Source organism: Cellulomonas terrae, from assembly GCF_007990265.1.
Lineage (GTDB): Bacteria > Actinomycetota > Actinomycetes > Actinomycetales > Cellulomonadaceae > Cellulomonas > Cellulomonas terrae.
The window spans coordinates 81,749-98,823 of the sequence record NZ_BJWH01000009.1 but is presented as its reverse complement, the minus strand read 5'-3'; the positions used below and the strand labels follow the sequence as shown (position 1 = coordinate 98,823).

Sequence of the window (17,075 nt, the reverse complement as noted above, 5' to 3'; positions counted from 1 at the left end):
GGGGTCTCCTCAGAAGGCCAGCGAGCGGTCGACGGCGTCGAGGACGCGGTCGAGCCCGGGCAGGTAGTCGTGCTCGATCTTGGCCACCGGGTACGGGGTGTGGAACCCGCCGACGCGCAGGACGGGTGCCTCCAGGTGGAAGAAGCAGTCCTCGGTGATGCGCGCGGCCACCTCGGCGCCCGTGCCGTACAGGACGGGGGCCTCGTGCACGACGACGCAGCGGCCGGTGCGCTGGACCGACGCGGCGACCGTGGCGGTGTCGAGCGGCGACAGGGTCCGCAGGTCGACGACCTCGATCGACGTGCCTTCGGCGGCGGCAGTCTCGGCGGCCTTGAGCGCGGTCTGCACGGTCGGTCCGTAGGCGACGAGCGTGAGGTCCGTGCCGGGGCGGAGGACCTTCGCGGAGTCGAGCGCCGGGTGCGGCGCGTCGACGGCGGCGTCCAGGTCGACCGCGCCCTTCTCCCAGTAGCGGCCCTTCGGCTCGAAGAACAGCACCGGGTCCGGCGAGGCGATGGCCTGCTGGATCATCGTGAACGCCTCGGCGGGGCTGGACGGGCTGATCACCCGCAGGCCGGCGGTGTGCGCGAACAGCGCCTCCGGCGACTCGCTGTGGTGCTCGACCGCGCCGATCCCGCCGCCGTACGGCACGCGGATGACGACGGGGAGCGTGAGCCGCCCCTTCGACCGGTAGTGCATCTTGGCCAGCTGCGTCGTGATCTGGTCGAACGCCGGGAAGATGAAGCCGTCGAACTGGATCTCGCACACGGGCCGGTAGCCGCGCAGCGCCAGGCCGATCGCGGTCCCGACGATGCCGGACTCGGCCAGCGGGGTGTCGACGACGCGGTCCTGCCCGAAGTCCTTCTGCAGCCCGTCGGTCACGCGGAACACGCCACCGAGGGCCCCGATGTCCTCGCCCATGAGGAGCACCTTGGGGCTCTGCTCGAGCGCCTTGCGCAGGCCGTGGTTGATCGCCTTGGCGAACGTGATGGTGGTCATCGGTGGCTGCCTTCACCCTCGAGGAACGACGCTTCGTAGGACTCGAACCACTGCCGCTCCGCCTCCACGACGGAGTTCGGCGTCGCGTACACGTGCTCGAACATCGACGCGGCCGACGGGCGGCCCATCGCGCGGACCGCGGTCCGGATGCGCTCACCGAGCGCGTCGCCCTCGGCTGCCAGGGTGTCGAGGAAGTCCTGCGGCAGCGCGCCGCGGTCCTCCAGGTGCAGCCGGAGCCGGTCGATGGGGTCGCGCTGGCGCCAGTACTCCTCCTCGGCGGCCGAGCGGTAGCGGCTCGGGTCGTCGGAGGTGGTGTGCGCGCCCATCCGGTACGTGAACGCCTCGATGAACGTCGGGCCCCCGCCGGAACGTGCCCGTTCGAGCGCCTCGGCGGTCACCGCGTACGTGGCCAGGACGTCGTTGCCGTCCACCCGGACGCTCGGGATGCCGAAGCCGGGACCGCGGTCGGCCAGCGGGACGCGGGACTGCCGGCTGGTGGGCTCGGAGATGGCCCACTGGTTGTTCTGGCAGAAGAAGACCACCGGGGCGTTGTTCACCGCGGCGAACACGAGCGCCTCGTTGACGTCACCCTGCGACGTCGACCCGTCGCCGAAGTACGTCACGACCGCGGAGTCGCGCGCCGGGTCGCCCGTGCCGACCGCGCCGTCGCGCTGCAGCCCCATCGCGTAGCCCGTGGCGTGCAGGGTGTGCGAGCCGATGACCAGCGTGTACAGGTGGAACCCGTACGCCGTCGGGTCCCAGCCGCCGTGGTCGATGCCGCGGAACAGCCGCAGCACGTCCGCGAGGTCGACGCCGCGCGTGTAGGCCACGCCGTGCTCGCGGTAGCTGGGGAACACCTGGTCCTGCGGGGCCAGCGCGCGGCCGGAGCCGATCTGCGCGGCCTCCTGGCCGAGGCACTGCGCGTACAGCGCGAGCTCGCCCTGGCGCTGCAGCGACGTCGCCTCGTTGTCGAACCGGCGCACCAGCACCATGTCGCGGTAGAGCGCGCGCAGGGCGTCGGCGTCGAGGTGGGCGATGCGTGGGTCGTAGTCGGGGTGTGCGGTGCGCTGCCCGGTCGGGGTCAGCAGCTGCACGAGGCCGTCGTCGGTCTGGGGGCCGTTCGGGACCACGCGGTTCTCCTTCTCGGTGCAGCGGCGGGTGGGCCGCGCCGGGGTGAGGCTCGAAACCTACGACAGCGTAGGCTACGGCACCGTAGGTTGCGCGAGAAGTACCCGGACAAGCCTCAGCGTGCGCCCTTGTCGGGTCTCCACACCACCCCCCACCCGCTCAGCGCGCGAGCCACTCCCCGGTGATCTCCAGGAGCAGGTCGGTCGCCTCGGGCTCCCCGACGCTCACCCGGACCCCGTCCCCCTGGAACGGGCGCACGAGCACCCCGGCGCGCCCGGAGCGCTCCGCGAACGCCGCCGCGTGGTCGCCCAGCGGCAGCCAGACGAAGTTGGCCTGGCTGTCCGGGACGGTCCAGCCCTGGCTCCGCAGTCCGGCCAGCAGCCGAGCACGCTCGGTGACGATCGCCTCCACCCTGGTCATGAGCTCGACCGTCGCACGCAGCGACGCGAGCGCGGCGAGCTGGCCGACGTGGGAGACGCCGAACGGGGTGGACGCCGCCCGGATCCCCGCCGCGAGGCGAGGACGCGCGACCGCGTAGCCGACCCGGAGACCGGCCAGCCCGAACGCCTTCGAGAACGTGCGCAGCAGCACCACGTTCGGGTGGTCGGCGAAGACGGCCAGGCCGTCGGGCGCCTCCGGGTCGCGGACGAACTCGACGTAGGCCTCGTCGAGCACGACGAGCACGTCCTTGGGCACCGCCGCCAGGAACGTGGCCAGCTCGTCGGCGTGGACCGCAGGGCCGGTCGGGTTGTTGGGCGTGCACACCAGCACGACCTTGGTCCGCTCGGTGACGGCCGCGGCCATCGCCTCCAGGTCGAGCCGCCCGTCCTCGCCCACCGGGACGTGCACGCCCCGGGCACCCGCGAGCGTCACCGCGATCGGGTACGCCTCGAACGAGCGCCACGGTACGACCACCTCGTCGTCCGGCTGGCACACCGCGGTCAGCACGTGCCCGAGCACCGCGACGGAGCCGCACCCGGCCACGATGTTCTCGGGCGCCACCTGCAGCGACGCCGCGATGGCCCCGACCAGCTCGGTGGCGTACATGTCCGGGTACCGGTTGATGTCCTCGGCCGCGTCGGAGATGGCGAGCACCACCGACGGCAGGGGCGGGTACGGGTTCTCGTTGGAGGACAGCTTGAACGCCGCGGCGCCGACGGGGACGCGGGCCCCGGGGACGTAGGGCGGCAGGTCTGCCAGGGCCGGACGCAGGGGGACGCGGGTCACGGGCTCAGCATGCCACCGCCCGCCGCGGGCACCGCGGAGCGGACGCCACCCGACCGTGCCGCCGGAGGGGACGAACCCGACAGCGCGCCGCGGGACGGGGCCCGGCCGCCGGTGGCAGGATCGGTGCATGGCCTTCCTCGTCCGCGTGCTCATCAACGCCGTCGCCATCTGGTTCGCGACGCTGATCCTGCCCGGCCTGTCGATCGTCGGCGGGGACAGCAACTGGGAGACGCTCGGCGTCATCCTGCTCATCGCGCTCGTGTTCGGCCTGGTGAACGCCATCGTCAAGCCGATCGTCGCGTTCATCTCGATCCCGCTGTACATCCTGACCCTCGGCCTGTTCACCATCATCGTGAACGCCCTCATGCTCATGCTCACCGCGTGGATCACCGAGGCGACGGACTGGGGACTGCGGATCGACAACTTCGGCGTCGCGTGCTGGGCCGCCATCATCATCTCGATCGTCAGCCTGGTCCTCTCCGTCCTCATCCCCGGCCCGCGCGTGGAGCGCTCCTCGTCCACCGAGGTCAGCTACTAGGCCAGAGCCGTGGCGGTTGCGCGGCGACGACGGCCGGGTCCCGCGTCACCTGGAACTGCCGCGTGACCGCCGTCGTCCCCTCCGGCCCGAGCACGTCCCGGGCGGCCGCGTCGAACGCCCGCATGCCCGGGATCCCCGCCAGCTCCTTCTCGGCTTCGTCCGCGGTCTCCACGTAGCGACTCATCGCGTGCGCCTCGACGAGGGTCGGGGCCGCCGGCCCGCCGCTGGTCGCCAGGTCCCTGGTCACCACCGTGACGCTCGCGCTCGTCTGGTTGGGCGTGCCGTCCAACTGGGGGACGACGTCCTCGTCGTGCCGGTAGTGGCGCACCTGGACCCCCGACGGCACCGGCCGGGGGATGTCCGGCGCACCGGCCGTCACGACGGCTCGCACCGAGTACGCCCCACCGACGGCCGCCGCGACCGACATGGCGACCATCCCGCCCAGGCTGTGGCCGGCCAGCATGACCGGCTCGTCCGGCCCGATGCCGGACAGCCGCATCGCGTCGAGCACCGCGTCCGTCATGTCGTCGGCCAGCGCCGCCAGGAGACGGCCGTCGGTCGTCGCGTCCAACGGGTTGCAGCCGTTGAGGCCCCAGTCCTCCGTACCGGGGATCTCGATCACCCACGACCGGGTGCCGTCCGGGTGGGTGAGCATCTGCACGGAGACCACACCCTCGGGCACGGCCAGCGAGTGCGGGGCACCCCCGTTGTCGTAGCTGAGCGCAACGTTGTCGAGGACCTCCGCCACGCTCCGCGGCGCGGGGAGCTGGGGCGGGTTCGCGCGCAGGAGCACGGCGGTGGGCCCGGCGGGCGGCACGAGTCCGAACAGATGGCCGGCACCCTCAGGAACCGGTCGCAGGGTCGGGATCTGCCGCCCGGGAGCGGCCGAACGAACGAACGAACCGAGCGCGAGCATCTGCAGCTCGACGCGATCATCGGCCGTGAAGGCACCCGGTACCCACTCCACGAGGCGATGCACGCCCTGCTTGAGCAGAGGCAGGAAGGGGTCCGGCCGCCGGAGCACCGCCGACCGCACGGCGCTGCCGGCGATCACGGCGCCCGCCACCCCTGCGACGGCCACCGTCCCAGCCGCTGCCAGGATCCCCGCCAGGAGCGGCCGCTCCCCGAGCTCGCTCGACACCGCGACGATCCCGCCGCGCAGCGCCCGGTGCGCGAACGACTCGGCCTCCGTGTACAGCTCGATCGTGCGTCGCAGCGCAGCCGCCAGCTCGCGCAGGCGGTCGGCAGCCCGCCACGGCGACCTGGACCCCTCGCACACTGCGGTCAGGACCCGCCGCGCCTCGATCCCGGTCGGGCTCAGCGGGTCGCACGACTGCGCCGCCCGCATCAGCGTCCAGGAAGCGGTGTCGAGCCGGGCGGCCGCGTCCTCAAGCAGCCGGCACGTGTACGCGAGCTCCTCCAGGTCGGCGACCGTCGGCCCGGGACCGCCGACGACGCGGTACCCGCTGCTCGGGTGCTCGCTCACAGGCCCACCGTCCCGAGGTCGGCCGCGGCGACCGGCTGCACGGTCCGCTCGACCGAGACCTGCACCGCGTACACACAGCCGTGCGCCTCGTCGAGGGCGGTGCGGAACCGGTCCGCCGCCTCGGACGTCCACGACATCGTCGCGGCGCCGCGCAGCGACCGGGACGCGCTCTCGACGTCGTCGAGCGCTCGCAGGACCAGGGGCAGACCGTCGGCACGAGGCATGGCCGAGACGCTACGAACGAGGGTGCGCCGGCGGTCGGGCACCTGTGGGGGGTGCGGGGCTGTGGGCGGCTCGATCGTTACGATCGCGCGGTGCCACGGCCCACCTCCTCCGCGCTCGGTGTGCTCGCCGTGGTCGCCGGCTCGCTCCTGTTCGCCGTCAACGGGACGGTCGCCAAGCTGGCGATGGACGCGGGCCTCGGCCCCACCCGCCTGGTCGAGCTGCGCTGCCTCGGGTCGGCGGTCGTGCTCGTCGCCGCCGCGCTCGTCGTGTCCCCGCGCAGGCTCCGGCCGACGAGCCGCCGCGAGGTCGCCGTGCTGGCCCTGCTCGGCGTCGTCGGCGTGGCGCTGGTGCAGTGGTTCTACCTGGTCGCCATCAGCCGGCTGCCCGTCGGGCTGGCGCTGCTGATCGAGTACACCGCGCCGCTCATCGTCGCGCTCTGGGCGCGGTTCGTGTTCCGGGAGCAGGTGCGGGAGCGGGTCTGGTGGGCTCTGGCGGCGTGCCTCGCGGGGCTCACGCTCGTCGCGCAGGTGGGCGACGACGTCACGCTCGACGCGGTCGGGCTGCTCGCCGCCGTCGGGGCGTCCGTCGCGCTGGCCACGTACTACCTGCTCGGTGACCGCCTGCTCACGACGCGCGACCCCTTGACCACCCACGCGTGGTCGCTCGGCTTCGCGGCCCTGTTCTGGGTGGTCCTGCAGCCGCTGTGGACCTTCCCGACCAGCACCCTCGGCAGCGACGTCCCCGTCCCCGGGACCGCGCTCGACCCGCCCATGTGGGTGTTCGTCGTCTGGATCATCCTGCTGGGCACCGTCGCGCCCTACCTGATGTTCTTGGTGGGGATCCAGCGGGTCGGGGCGGCCCGGGCGGGGCTGCTCGGGATGGTGGAGCCGGTGGCGGCGTCGGCGACCGCGTGGGTGGTGCTGGGCGAGTCGATGACGCCGGTGCAGCTGGTGGGCGGGGCGGTGGTCATCGGCGGCGTGATCCTGGCCGAGACGGCCCGCAGCGGGCGCGATCGCGCGATGCTGCCCGACACCGTCGCCACCTAGAGCTGCCGCGGCAGGAGCAGCGCCGCCGCGGTGATGACCGCGACGAGCGCGACGGCGCGCCACAGGTCGCCGTCCCCGAGCGTCACACCGGCGAGCACCGTCGCCACCACGGCCAGCACCTGCGCCCCGACCTGCACGGCCGCCACGTCCCGCAGCCCGTGCACGACGACACCGAGCTCGACCCGCGTCCGCCACGACGTCCGCGCGGCGAGCGCGCCCGCCCACAGCGTCAGGTGCACCAGCAGGACCAGCACCATGACGACGCCCAGCGCGGGCGGGTCATGGGCCACCACGCCGGTCCCGGCGGCCAGGACGACGAGCGCAGCCAGGCCGAGGCCGGGGACCACCACGGTGGCGACGACCAAGGCCACGAACGCGGCGACGAGCAGCGGGTGGGGCCGTGTCCCGGCGAACGCGACCAGCAGGGTCGCCGCGCCGAGCAACCCGGCCACCGCGCGCAGGAGCCACGCCGGCAGCGGCCGGACCAGCTCGACGGTCACCTCGCTCATCGCGCCGCCCCCGCCCGGCGCTGCGCCCGCCGAGCCAGCGACGCGAGCGCCACGTCCGGCGACTCCCGCCACGTCACCAGCTCGATGTCGAGGTCCGCCAGCTCGGCCAGCCGGTCCTCGCGCGCGAGCCGGATCATCCGCATCGCGAGCCGCTCCCGGTCCCCGAGGTGCCGCTCGCGCAGGGTCGGCAGCACGTCGACGGCGACGACGCGGTGCCCGGCGCGGCGCCACACGGAGGCGACGAGCGCGGCCTCGTCGTCGAGGAACGTCGAGAAGAGCATCACCAGGGCGCCCGACGGGATCTGCGGGGCCCGCAGGCGGCGCAGCGGGTCCCCCTCGGGCCGCGTCAGGGCGAGGGCGTGCCGGATGCGGTCGAGCTGTCGTCGACCCCCACCGGGCGGCAGCGGTCGCCGCACCGCGCCGAGGTCGTCGAGCCCCACCCGGTCGCCGAGGTTGAGGAAGCCCTGCGCGGCCGATGTCGCCGCCTGGCGCGCCAGGTCGAGCGACGTGGGCTCGTCGGCCCTCGGCGGGATCGAGCCGCGCCACGTCATGGGGTCGGGGCCGACGTCGTCGCGGGAGTCGACGACGAGCACGACGACCGCCTCCGCGAGCGCGTGCTCGCGCCGGACGTAGAGCTCGTGCAGGTCAGGGGCCCGCTTCGCGGTGACGCGCCAGTCGATCCGCCGCAGCCGGTCGCCGGGCGCGAACGGGTGCACGTCGCGCAGCCCCCCGCCCTCGCCGGGCCGCCGCGACTCGTGGGCGCCGGTCAGCCCGCGCAGCCGCGGCGGCAGGGGCAGCTCGCCCAGGGGACGCGGGGCGGGCAGCACGAGGGCGGAGCGGGACGCCGGCGGGCTGGGCTCGGACACGCTCGCGGCCCCGGGCCCGACGCCCTGCACGTCGACGAGGGCGAGCTCCTGCGGACCGGTGCGGACGGTGCGCACGACCATCGGGAGGCGACGCGTGCCGTCGACCTGCACCCACGCGTCGAACAGCACGCGCGACCCGCGGCGCGCCCCGAGGAGCACGCCCGACGGGGACGTGACGACCACGTCGGCGGGCAGTGCGCCCGCGGTCGGCGGCGCGTCGGACGCCTCCAGCCGCACGGTCGGGTCGACCGACGGACGTCGGCGCCAGTCCCGCACCCCGGCGACCAGCGGAGCCGCACCGAGGACCGCGACGTCCGGTCGCCCGAGCAGCGCACCGAGCACCACCAGCGCCACGCCGGCCGCGACCCCGGCCGTCGCCGCGCGCGAGCGCACCCAGGTCATGTGCGCCGAGCCGTCGTCGGGCCCGCGACGTGCGTCAGCACGTCGGCGACGACCTTCTGCGGCGCCGCGCCCGTCGCCCACGCCTGCGGGGTCAGCGAGAGCCGGTGGGCCAGCGCGGGCACCGCCACGGCCTTGACGTCCTCGGGCGTCACAAAGTCCCGGCCGGACAGCACCGCGAGCGACCGCGCGACGAGCACCAGGGCCTGCGACCCGCGCGGCGAGGCACCCACCTCGACGGCGTCGTGCGCGCGGGTGGCCGCGGCGAGGTCGACGCAGTACCGCAGGATGTCGCCGTCGACCGTCACGGCCTCGACGCCGGCCTGCATCGAGCGCAGCGTAGCGGCGTCGACGACGGTCCGCACCGACCCCATCTCCTGCCGGCGGGCGAGCCGACGGGACAGCACGTCGACCTCGGCGTCGCGCTCGGGGTAGCCGACCGCGACGCGGACCATGAACCGGTCGAGCTGCGCCTCCGGCAGCGGGTACGTGCCCTCGTACTCGACGGGGTTCGACGTGGCGACGACGTGGAACGGGTCGGGCAGCGGGTACGTCTCGCCGTCGACCGTGACCTGCCGCTCGGCCATCGCCTCCAGCAGGGCCGACTGCGTCTTCGGGGCGGTCCGGTTGATCTCGTCGGCGAGGAGCAGCCCGGCGAACACCGGGCCGGGCCGGAACGCGAACGACGCCGTCGCCGGGTCGAAGACGCTCGACCCGGTGATGTCCGACGGCAGCAGGTCGGGGGTGCACTGCACGCGCCGGAACGACAGGCCCAGCGCGGTCGCCAGGCTCCTGGCCGCCAGCGTCTTGCCCAGCCCGGGCACGTCCTCGAACAGGACGTGCCCGCCGCCGAGGATGGCCGCGAGCGCGACCTTCAGCGGCTCGCGCATGCCGACGACGAGCGTCGCGACCTCGTCGAGCACCGCGCTCCCGCGGTCCGCGACCTGCGCGACGGTCAGGGTGGTGGGCTGCTCGGTCATGACGGGGGGCTCCCAGGGTCGTCGGTCGGTGTGCGCCTCGGTCCGAGGCGGTCGAGCACGTCGAGGGTGTGCCGCAGGTCGGCGACGCTCGGCAGCGGCGACCGGGTGCGGGTCAGGGTGCGGTGGGCGCGCGCGCCGAGGACCTGCTCGATGTCGGCGTCGTCGATCGCGCGTCCGTGCCGCGCGAGCCTGCTCCGCGCCACGTCGCGCAGCTGCCGCAGGGCGCGTTCACCCACCCGCCCGTCCCGGCCGACCATCGCCCACGCGAGGTCCTGCACCTCCCCGCGGGCACCGTGCCGGCGGTCGTAGTGCCTGCGCTCCCAACCGGGGTCGGGTGCGCCGTCGAGCCGCGTGAGCAGCAGCACGACCGCCGCGACGAGCAGACCGACGAGCCCCGACGACGCCGCCGTGAGCCCGCCCGCCAGGCACGTGACGGCACCGATGACGAAGCCCAGGGGCGGCCGCCAGTCCCACCTCATGCGTCGTCCGCCCGCCGGGTCAGGTCGTCGGCGATCGCCGCGAGGCTCGTGCGGGCCTGGTCGACGTCGCGGGGCGTGAGGACATGCTCGGAGTATCGCGCCGCCAGGTACAGGTCCAGCAGGACGCGGGTCGCCCCGGGGTCCGCCCGCGTCGTGTCGAGGACCTCGACCGTGAACTCCGTCGCCGTCTCCGCGCGGTCACGCACCAGCCCGCTGCGCTGCGCTGATGCCTCGAGCGCCACCCAGGCCGCGATCACCGCGTCACCCGGCGGCACCTCCTCCTCGAGCACCTGCGCCGCCCGCCGGACGCCCTCGCGCAGCGCCGGCGTCGCAGCGTCCTGGACGTCCCCGGTGAGCTCGACGTCCGGGTCGGCGGCGTCGGTGTCGTGCGGCGCCCGCTGGTCGAGCAGCCGTCGGATCCACCGGACCAGCAGGCCGAGCGCGACGGCCAGCAGCAGGGCGGCGACGAAGAGGACGACGAGGTAGACCCAGCGCTGCACCTGCGGGTCGACCCGGTCGCCGTCGAGCGCCTGCTCGACCGGGATCGGGGTCCCCGTGGTCGTCGGCGGGGCGAACGTGGGGATGACGAACGGGCCGCCGTCCGCGTTCCGCTGCACCAGCCGGAACGGCCCCGCCAGCGCGGACCCGATCACCGCGACGACGACGAACGCACCGACCAGCAGCGCCGCACCGGGCCTGCGCGCCTGCGTCGCCACGGGGCTCCTCGTCGTCGGGGCCGACGGGGTGCGCCGGTCCGCACAGGCTACTGACGGGACGTGCTCTGCGGGCCCGGACCCGTCACCAGGCGGAGATCAGGCGCAGCGCATCGACGCCGAAGCCCCGTCCCGCCTCCGCCCTGAGCGCACACCGCACACCGACTCCGCACGCCACGCCGGGCGAGTTGTCGGGTAGGCGAGATGAGCGAATGATTCCCGGACGGACTGGTGACTCAAACTCGACCGCGGAGACACCCCAGTTCGAATCTAGCTTGGGTCGGAAACTCGCAACGCTGGGGACTGAGGCACACTCGACGCCCGCCGTCCCGCGCTTGCCGTCCGAATTCAGACATTGCTTTTCGGGCTATCGGCCAACCAGGTTCGCATCGTCGCTTCGTCCTTCTCGGAGGCGACCGGAAGCTCGAGAACGCCACAGAGACGACGCAGTTCCTGAAAGAAGTCCAGGCCGGCCCTGCCAACCTCTTCATACAGCTCGCCGAGTGGCGCCCTGACGGAACGATGCAGCGACCCAGCGTCACGAACGGTCAGAAGCACGCTGCCAGCTCGCGGCAGTTTCTTGGCTTCGAAGGCGATCGGCTGGTCAGGAAAGTACCGCTTCCCGGAGCCCGTCCGCCTGCAGTCGTCGAGAGCTTTCACCACATATGGCCAGAGCCAGTTCACGTCGTCCCACAGCTCGACGCCGAGAAGCTCAACCTCATCCACGAGGAGGCTGATTGCTCCGGGGACATGCTCCGTGCTGTCGTCGTACCGCTGGACGCTGCGAATAGGCCGAAAAGCACCCTGAACGCGCACATAACTCTCGACGCGGACCCGACTCATGGCAAGGCTCCGGGGTAGAACTGGCCAATTCGACCCCGTGAAACACCGAGCACGTAATTGACCCCATTAACTGAACCCTGGACCTGGTCCGTGCCAGCACCGATGCGAATAAGTTGCTCCCGATTCTGTCGAGCCACCGCGCCGATCGCCGACTGCACATCGTCAATCGACATAGACTCATCGAAGAATGACTGCCTAGGCTTCACGGAGCCGTCCCAAAACGTGGGGTGGTGTCGCTGAAGTACGTGCGTAAAACCGCGCTTGTCGAGCTGGAATGTTGCGTTTGCGAACTGGAATCGTTGACTCTGCCAACCCTTCAGGGCGGTCAAGCAGGTATTGTGAACAAGGACCTCTCGCTCGCCCACATGGTACGTGTGGACACCCTCGACCTCAAGGTTGTACGCCCGCTCCACTCGCGAACTCGCTGCTGAAAGACCGTAGACCGCGATCGACTCTCCGCGAGCAGTGAGGACGCGTTCGCCGACGGACAACTCATCCGCGCGCTCGAACCGCCCCTCGGTCTCCGACCAGAATGGGTGGTCCTCCGTCGTGCCAAGTACCGTGCCGTCTTGGAGCAGGAGGTCAACGACGATGTCATCGTGGACGAATACATGCGTGACCTCGCGCGCTCCTTGCTCACCCGTTTCGGGATCCGTCGCGAGAATCTGATCTCCGACGTCAACCTGCTCGATGGGCTTCGTTGAACCGTCGACCATCAGCACGAGAGTGGAGCCGACGAAGGAGCATGACCGTGCAGCCGTCTGCCCAATGGAGGAGCTCGGCGAGGACTGAAGTCTCGACTTGACCGCGGTTGCGGTGTTTGTCGCGGCCTTCGCCGCCCCTCGTGCGACGGCCTGCGCTGCACTCGAGGTCGCCGACGACGCCCTGGCTGCCGCTCCGACCACCGCGGCCGAGGCAGTGCTCGTGGCGGATGTCACCGCCGACCGCACACCCGGGATCGTCATCAGGCCTCTGCCAATGGAACCGAGGGCCCCGAGAGCGCCACCGATGGCCACGTCACGGCCAAGAGCGGCCCAGGAGAAAGCCTCGGTCTTCTGAACCTTCGACTTCCACAGGTTCGTCACGGCCGCGCCAGCAGCCCCGGCCGCCGCGAAGCACGCGACGCTTCCCCAGCCCGCTGTGCCCACCAGGCACCCGACGCCGACAGCCGCCCCCACGACACCACCGATGATCTCGGCCTGGTACTTGACCACGAACTTGCCGACGGCCGACGCCCCGGCGCGGGCCTTGCTCGTCAGCCACGACTTGGCCTTGCCCAGGCTCGGCCACAGGCCAGTCGGGTCGGAGTTCGCGACGGGGTTGCTGTTCGCGTACGAGTACGCCGCCCACTGCTGCGGGTCGTTCAGGTCCATCACGGGGTCGACGGAGAGGAACCGCCCGATCAGGGAGTCGTAGTAGCGCGCGCCCATCTGCACCAGGCCGCTGGTGTCGAGCGGCTTGCCCAGGTAGCCACGGTCACCGGGCCACGTGGTCGACACGGTCTCGCGGGCGTTGCCGTACGGGTCGTCACGACGCTGGGTCAGCACGTTCGTCGCGTTCGAGACCGCGACCTCGGACGTGCCCTGCGGGTCCGGTACGAGGGTGGAGACGTCGCCGCCCTTCGGGCCCGTCCGCACGGCGACGGTCTGGCCGTTGAACGAGTAGTACCGGGTCGCGGTGACCACGCCGGTCGCCGACGCGGTGACCTCCTGGCCACCGGGGAGGTACACGGTGCGCGCTCCGCCCTGGCGCCGGACCAGGCGCTGCCCGGACGCGTCGTACAGGTAGGTGTCGGTGCCGCTGCCGGCCGTCTGGACGCTGCGCAGCAGCCCCTCGACGTCCCAGGTGAGCGTCTGCTGGACGCCGGCGTCGTTGGGGCGCGACGTCGTGTTGCCAGACGCGTCGTAGCCGTAGGTGAACGAGCGCGTGGTCGTCGAGTCGACGAGCGTGGTGCCGGTCACCGCGTGCGGGCGGACGCTGCCCGTGCCGCTGGCGGGGTAGGAGAAGGTCCGCGTGACGTCACCGGTGCCCAGGCCGGAACCCATCCACTCGGGCATGTTCGCCGCGTCGTAGTTTCCCGTGCATCCGAGCAGTCCTCGACCTCGGCTCCCATCTTGATCTGCTGGTCATCGACGGCTACGTCACCCTCGACCCCCACGGCCGACCCGGGCTCGGGGCGCGCGCCTCCGAGGCAATCGGCGTACCGGTCATCGGCGTCGCGAAGACTCCGTTCCGCACCGCAACGCACGCCGCCGAGGTGCTGCGCGGCATCGCGACGCGGGCCGTCTACGTCACCGCCACCGGACTCGAGGTCGCCGAGGCGGCACCGGTGGTCAAAGCGATGGCGGGGCCGAACCGGATCCCCGACGCGCTGGCAAGGGCAGACCATCTCGCGCGGGGCCGCGCTCAGCCCCTCCCCTCGTCGCCAACACCAAACTCCGCCTTTTCACCGGAGCCGGATAGGCCGTCACGCGACGAAGGCCCCGCCGCCGACCGAAGCCAACAGCGGAGCCTCCAGTCACGGCGTTAGTCGCCGTTGAACACCAGATACCGGTGCGGCCGCTCCTGAGTCCGCCCGATCATCTGAAGCACCTCGTCGAAGATGGGACCTCCCAGACCCCGATGAGACAACTCATGTAGTTCGTCAGCAACGACGGCCGCCTGCATCCTGTTGAAGACCGTGTCGTCGTACTCATCGACGTTCGCCAAGAAGGGCAGACCAGCCCGGCGCGCAGCGTCAACCAACTCGCGAACGTCACGTCCTCCGCGATCAAGGATCTCTCCGCGGAAGTCCCTGACGTGAGCCGTCATCCCCATGATGCGCCGCCTTATCTCGGCAACCCGGGGTGCATCGTGATGACGCCCCCGAACCTGTCGGAGATGACCGTATGGGTATTCGTTGGCAGGATGCCCCCGATCTCGCGGGCCTCGTACTCCCGGCGAGTGGGGGCCGGCATCACACCCTTCGGACACGGCCGAGGCCGTTCCGGCCGCTCTGGGATGATGCCCTCATGACCTCCCCCGCACGTGTCCGGCTCGCGGACGTCACCCCGCCCATCGCCCTCGGCCCCCTCGACGGTCGCTACCGCGCCGCGGTCGCGCCGCTGGTCGACCACCTGAGCGAGGCGGCGCTGAACCGGGAGCGGGTGCACGTCGAGGTCGAGTGGCTGATCCACCTGACGCAGCACGAGGTCGTCCCGGGGGCGCCGCGGCTGACCGACGCGGACGTGGCGTACCTGCGGGACGTCGTCGCGACGTTCGGGCCTGACGAGGTGGCGGAGCTGGCGGCGATCGAGAAGATCACCGTGCACGACGTCAAGGCGGTCGAGTACTTCCTGAAGAGCCGGCTGGCGGCTGCGCCCGAGGGGTCGGCGCTGCGTGACGTGGGCGAGCTGGTGCACTTCGCGTGCACCAGCGAGGACATCAACAACCTCTCGTACGCGCTGATGGTCCGCGGTGCGGTGCAGGACGTGTGGGCGCCGGCCGCGATGGCGCTCGTCGACCAGGTGGCCGAGCTCGCGCGGTCGCTCAAGGACCAGCCGATGCTCGCCCTGACGCACGGGCAGCCGGCGACGCCGACGACGCTCGGCAAGGAGCTGGCCGTGCTCGCGCACCGCCTGCGGCGCCAGCTCACGCGGATCGGCAATGACGAGTTCCTGGGCAAGCTCAACGGCGCGACGGGCACGTACGGCGCGCACGTCGTGGCGGTGCCGGGGGCGGACTGGCCCGCGGTCAGCAAGGCGTTCGTCGAGCACCTGGGCCTGACGTGGAACCCGCTGACCACGCAGATCGAGTCGCACGACTGGCAGGCGGAGCTGTACGCGGACGTCGCGCGGTTCAACCGCGTGCTGCACAACCTGGCCACGGACGTCTGGACGTACATCTCGCGCGGGGTCTTCATCCAGATCCCGGTGGCGGGGGCGACGGGCTCGTCGACGATGCCGCACAAGGTGAACCCGATCCGGTTCGAGAACGCCGAGGCCAACCTCGAGCTCTCGTCGGCCCTGCTGGACACGCTGGCCAGCACCCTGGTGACCAGCCGGCTGCAGCGCGACCTGACGGACTCGACCACGCAGCGCAACATCGGTCCGGCGTTCGGGCACTCGTTGCTCGCCATCGACAACGTGGCGCGCGGGCTGCGGGCGCTGTCGGTCGACGAGGCGCTGCTGGCGCGGGAGCTCGACGAGAACTGGGAGGTCCTCGGAGAGCCCGTCCAGTCGGCCATGCGCGCCGCGTCCGTCGCGGGTGTCACCGGCATGGAGAACCCGTACGAGCGGCTCAAGGAGCTGACCCGTGGCCGCCGCCTGACGGCCGCGGACATGCGCGAGTTCATCGGTGGGCTGGGGCTTCCCGACGACGTCGCGGCGCGGCTCGCCGACCTCACGCCGGCGTCGTACACCGGGCTCGCCGACGAGCTCGTGGCCTACCTCGACGCCTGAGCGGGGGCGCTACACCCGATCAGCCGGACCGTCCACCCCCCACTGCTCCGAACGGGTGAACGATCGGCGTTTTGCCTCCACCTTCTGTCGACGCGCGGGCAGAAGCGGAAGCGCTTCGACGGGATCGCTCCCAGGCCGTCTGACCTGCGATTTCATCCGAAAGAGTGACCGCTTCTGGACAGGTGCCCGGTATGCCCTGCACAATCGTGCACCGACCGGTCTGAAACATCCGGTTCACCCCTTTTCTGGCAAGGATGCCCATCGTGACGCTCATGCAGAAGGCGATCACGCCAGCGCTCACCCGCGCTCACCTCACCGCGGGCCATGACCGTCTGGCGGGGTACGTGGTGCGTGCCGAGGACGTTGCTTTCGCGACGACCCCGGCGCAGCTGTTCGAGGTGCACGGTCTCGGCTACGAGGGTTCGCCCTTCAGCCCCTACGACCGCTCGATCGACGTCCTGCGCTTCGAGTCATCCCCCCAGCTGCAGTACCGCGACGTGCCCGGCTACATCCTCCCGCTCTGGTGGCTGCGCCACTCGCGCATCCCCCCGGGCGCCGAGCTGGTCCGCATCTACGACAACGGCACCTCCACGCTGCTGGCCCGCTACGGCGACGTCGGCGCCGGCTGGACGGTCACGCAGCTGGGCGCCCCCCGCCCGTCGCTCGCGTCCCTGTCCCGCTGCGTCGGGCCCGTCGCCAAGTGGCACGGCGCCTACCTCGAGGCCGACGTCGTCGACAGCGGTCACACGGTCGTCCTCGCCCTGGCCAACCCGCCCCTCGCCGAGACGGGCTTCCACCAGTCCCCGTCGGGCCGCTGGTACCGCCGCGTCGCCCGCGAGGACGTCACCGAGCTCTTCGAGCTGGACCTGACGGCCCGCTGGAACGGCCTCAGCGTCCGGGTCGTCGACCAGTGGCAGGACGCCCAGCGCTACGTGGTCGCCCGCATCTCGCACCTCGGCGACGACATCGAGCGCGCCGAGCGTCTCCACCTCACCCGGGTCGAGGCCGGCGTGTACGAAGGCATCGTCTATGCCGCCGAGCTCACCGACATCCAGACCAACCAGGTGGTCCCCCACACCTGGGCCCCCGGGCCTGCTGCCCCCCGACAGCAGGTGGTGCGCTCCTGAGCGCGCCGCTCCGAGGGTTCCGTAACCAGGGTCACGCCAGCGTGATGTGACCCTCACGGGACGCGTGCCGGGCC

Annotated in this window: 16 protein-coding genes; 4 read left to right on the top strand and 12 right to left on the bottom strand. The window is 72.2% G+C overall.

Translation table 11 applies throughout. The annotated features are described in order from the left end of the window. Positions 1-9: 9 nt before the first annotated feature. From CTE05_RS10390 to hisC, 3 genes are all read right to left on the bottom strand, one after another. The gene (locus tag CTE05_RS10390) at positions 10-996 is read right to left on the bottom strand and encodes an alpha-ketoacid dehydrogenase subunit beta (protein ID WP_146846058.1); all 987 of its coding nucleotides are present in this window, start codon (positions 994-996) and stop codon (positions 10-12) included. Beyond that, positions 993-2,126, bottom strand: a complete 1,134-nt coding sequence (gene pdhA / locus CTE05_RS10385) for a pyruvate dehydrogenase (acetyl-transferring) E1 component subunit alpha (protein WP_146846057.1) — start codon at positions 2,124-2,126, stop codon at positions 993-995. The genes CTE05_RS10390 and pdhA overlap by 4 nt, the downstream gene beginning before the upstream one ends. 157 nt (positions 2,127-2,283) lie before the next feature. Continuing rightward, on the bottom strand, positions 2,284-3,351 hold the full coding sequence (gene hisC / locus CTE05_RS10380; RefSeq protein ID WP_146846056.1) for a histidinol-phosphate transaminase: 1,068 nt from the start codon (positions 3,349-3,351) through the stop codon (positions 2,284-2,286). Between the two features lie 127 nt (positions 3,352-3,478). Here hisC and CTE05_RS10375 point away from each other — a divergent pair, with 127 nt between their 5' ends. Continuing rightward, positions 3,479-3,889 (top strand): phage holin family protein, encoded by a 411-nt coding sequence (locus tag CTE05_RS10375; RefSeq protein WP_146846055.1) that lies wholly within the window; start codon positions 3,479-3,481, stop codon positions 3,887-3,889. On the opposite strand, the gene CTE05_RS10370 is transcribed toward CTE05_RS10375, so the two are convergent. Beyond that, complete coding sequence (locus CTE05_RS10370) at positions 3,879-5,375, bottom strand: thioesterase domain-containing protein (protein WP_146846054.1); 1,497 nt, start codon at positions 5,373-5,375, stop codon at positions 3,879-3,881. The two genes, CTE05_RS10375 and CTE05_RS10370, sit on opposite strands and share 11 nt — an antisense overlap. After that, the gene (locus CTE05_RS20265; RefSeq protein ID WP_186814822.1) at positions 5,372-5,599 is read right to left on the bottom strand and encodes a hypothetical protein; all 228 of its coding nucleotides are present in this window, start codon (positions 5,597-5,599) and stop codon (positions 5,372-5,374) included. The genes CTE05_RS10370 and CTE05_RS20265 overlap by 4 nt, the downstream gene beginning before the upstream one ends. A 90-nt stretch (positions 5,600-5,689) precedes the next feature. On the opposite strand from CTE05_RS20265, the gene CTE05_RS20260 reads away from it, so the two are divergent. Beyond that, positions 5,690-6,646 carry an EamA family transporter gene (locus CTE05_RS20260; protein ID WP_186814821.1) on the top strand — a complete coding sequence of 319 codons (957 nt, stop codon included), beginning with the start codon at positions 5,690-5,692 and terminating at the stop codon, positions 6,644-6,646. Here CTE05_RS20260 and CTE05_RS10360 read toward each other — a convergent pair. From CTE05_RS10360 to CTE05_RS10330, 7 genes are all read right to left on the bottom strand, one after another. After that, the gene (locus CTE05_RS10360) at positions 6,643-7,155 is read right to left on the bottom strand and encodes a hypothetical protein (RefSeq protein ID WP_146846052.1); all 513 of its coding nucleotides are present in this window, start codon (positions 7,153-7,155) and stop codon (positions 6,643-6,645) included. The two genes, CTE05_RS20260 and CTE05_RS10360, sit on opposite strands and share 4 nt — an antisense overlap. Beyond that, on the bottom strand, positions 7,152-8,423 hold the full coding sequence (locus tag CTE05_RS10355) for a DUF58 domain-containing protein (RefSeq protein WP_146846051.1): 1,272 nt from the start codon (positions 8,421-8,423) through the stop codon (positions 7,152-7,154). The genes CTE05_RS10360 and CTE05_RS10355 overlap by 4 nt, the downstream gene beginning before the upstream one ends. Continuing rightward, positions 8,420-9,400: an AAA family ATPase gene (locus tag CTE05_RS10350; RefSeq protein ID WP_146846050.1), complete on the bottom strand. Its 981-nt coding sequence runs from the start codon at positions 9,398-9,400 to the stop codon at positions 8,420-8,422. The genes CTE05_RS10355 and CTE05_RS10350 overlap by 4 nt, the downstream gene beginning before the upstream one ends. After that, positions 9,397-9,879, bottom strand: a complete 483-nt coding sequence (locus CTE05_RS10345; protein ID WP_146846049.1) for a hypothetical protein — start codon at positions 9,877-9,879, stop codon at positions 9,397-9,399. The genes CTE05_RS10350 and CTE05_RS10345 overlap by 4 nt, the downstream gene beginning before the upstream one ends. Next, positions 9,876-10,595: a DUF4129 domain-containing protein gene (locus CTE05_RS10340; protein ID WP_146846048.1), complete on the bottom strand. Its 720-nt coding sequence runs from the start codon at positions 10,593-10,595 to the stop codon at positions 9,876-9,878. Before CTE05_RS10340 ends, CTE05_RS10345 begins: the two co-directional genes overlap by 4 nt. A gap of 345 nt (positions 10,596-10,940) precedes the next feature. Next, positions 10,941-11,435 (bottom strand): hypothetical protein, encoded by a 495-nt coding sequence (locus tag CTE05_RS10335; RefSeq protein ID WP_146846047.1) that lies wholly within the window; start codon positions 11,433-11,435, stop codon positions 10,941-10,943. Beyond that, positions 11,432-13,492, bottom strand: coding sequence for a polymorphic toxin-type HINT domain-containing protein (locus CTE05_RS10330; protein ID WP_146846046.1), 2,061 nt, complete (start codon positions 13,490-13,492; stop codon positions 11,432-11,434). The genes CTE05_RS10335 and CTE05_RS10330 overlap by 4 nt, the downstream gene beginning before the upstream one ends. A 954-nt stretch (positions 13,493-14,446) precedes the next feature. Here CTE05_RS10330 and purB point away from each other — a divergent pair. Then, a complete protein-coding gene (gene purB / locus CTE05_RS10325; protein WP_146846045.1) occupies positions 14,447-15,874 on the top strand; it encodes an adenylosuccinate lyase in 1,428 nt (475 codons plus the stop codon). Positions 15,875-16,128: 254 nt separating this feature from the next. Beyond that, positions 16,129-17,001, top strand: coding sequence for a UCP033725 family protein (locus tag CTE05_RS10320; RefSeq protein WP_246123500.1), 873 nt, complete (start codon positions 16,129-16,131; stop codon positions 16,999-17,001). Positions 17,002-17,075: the final 74 nt, after the last annotated feature.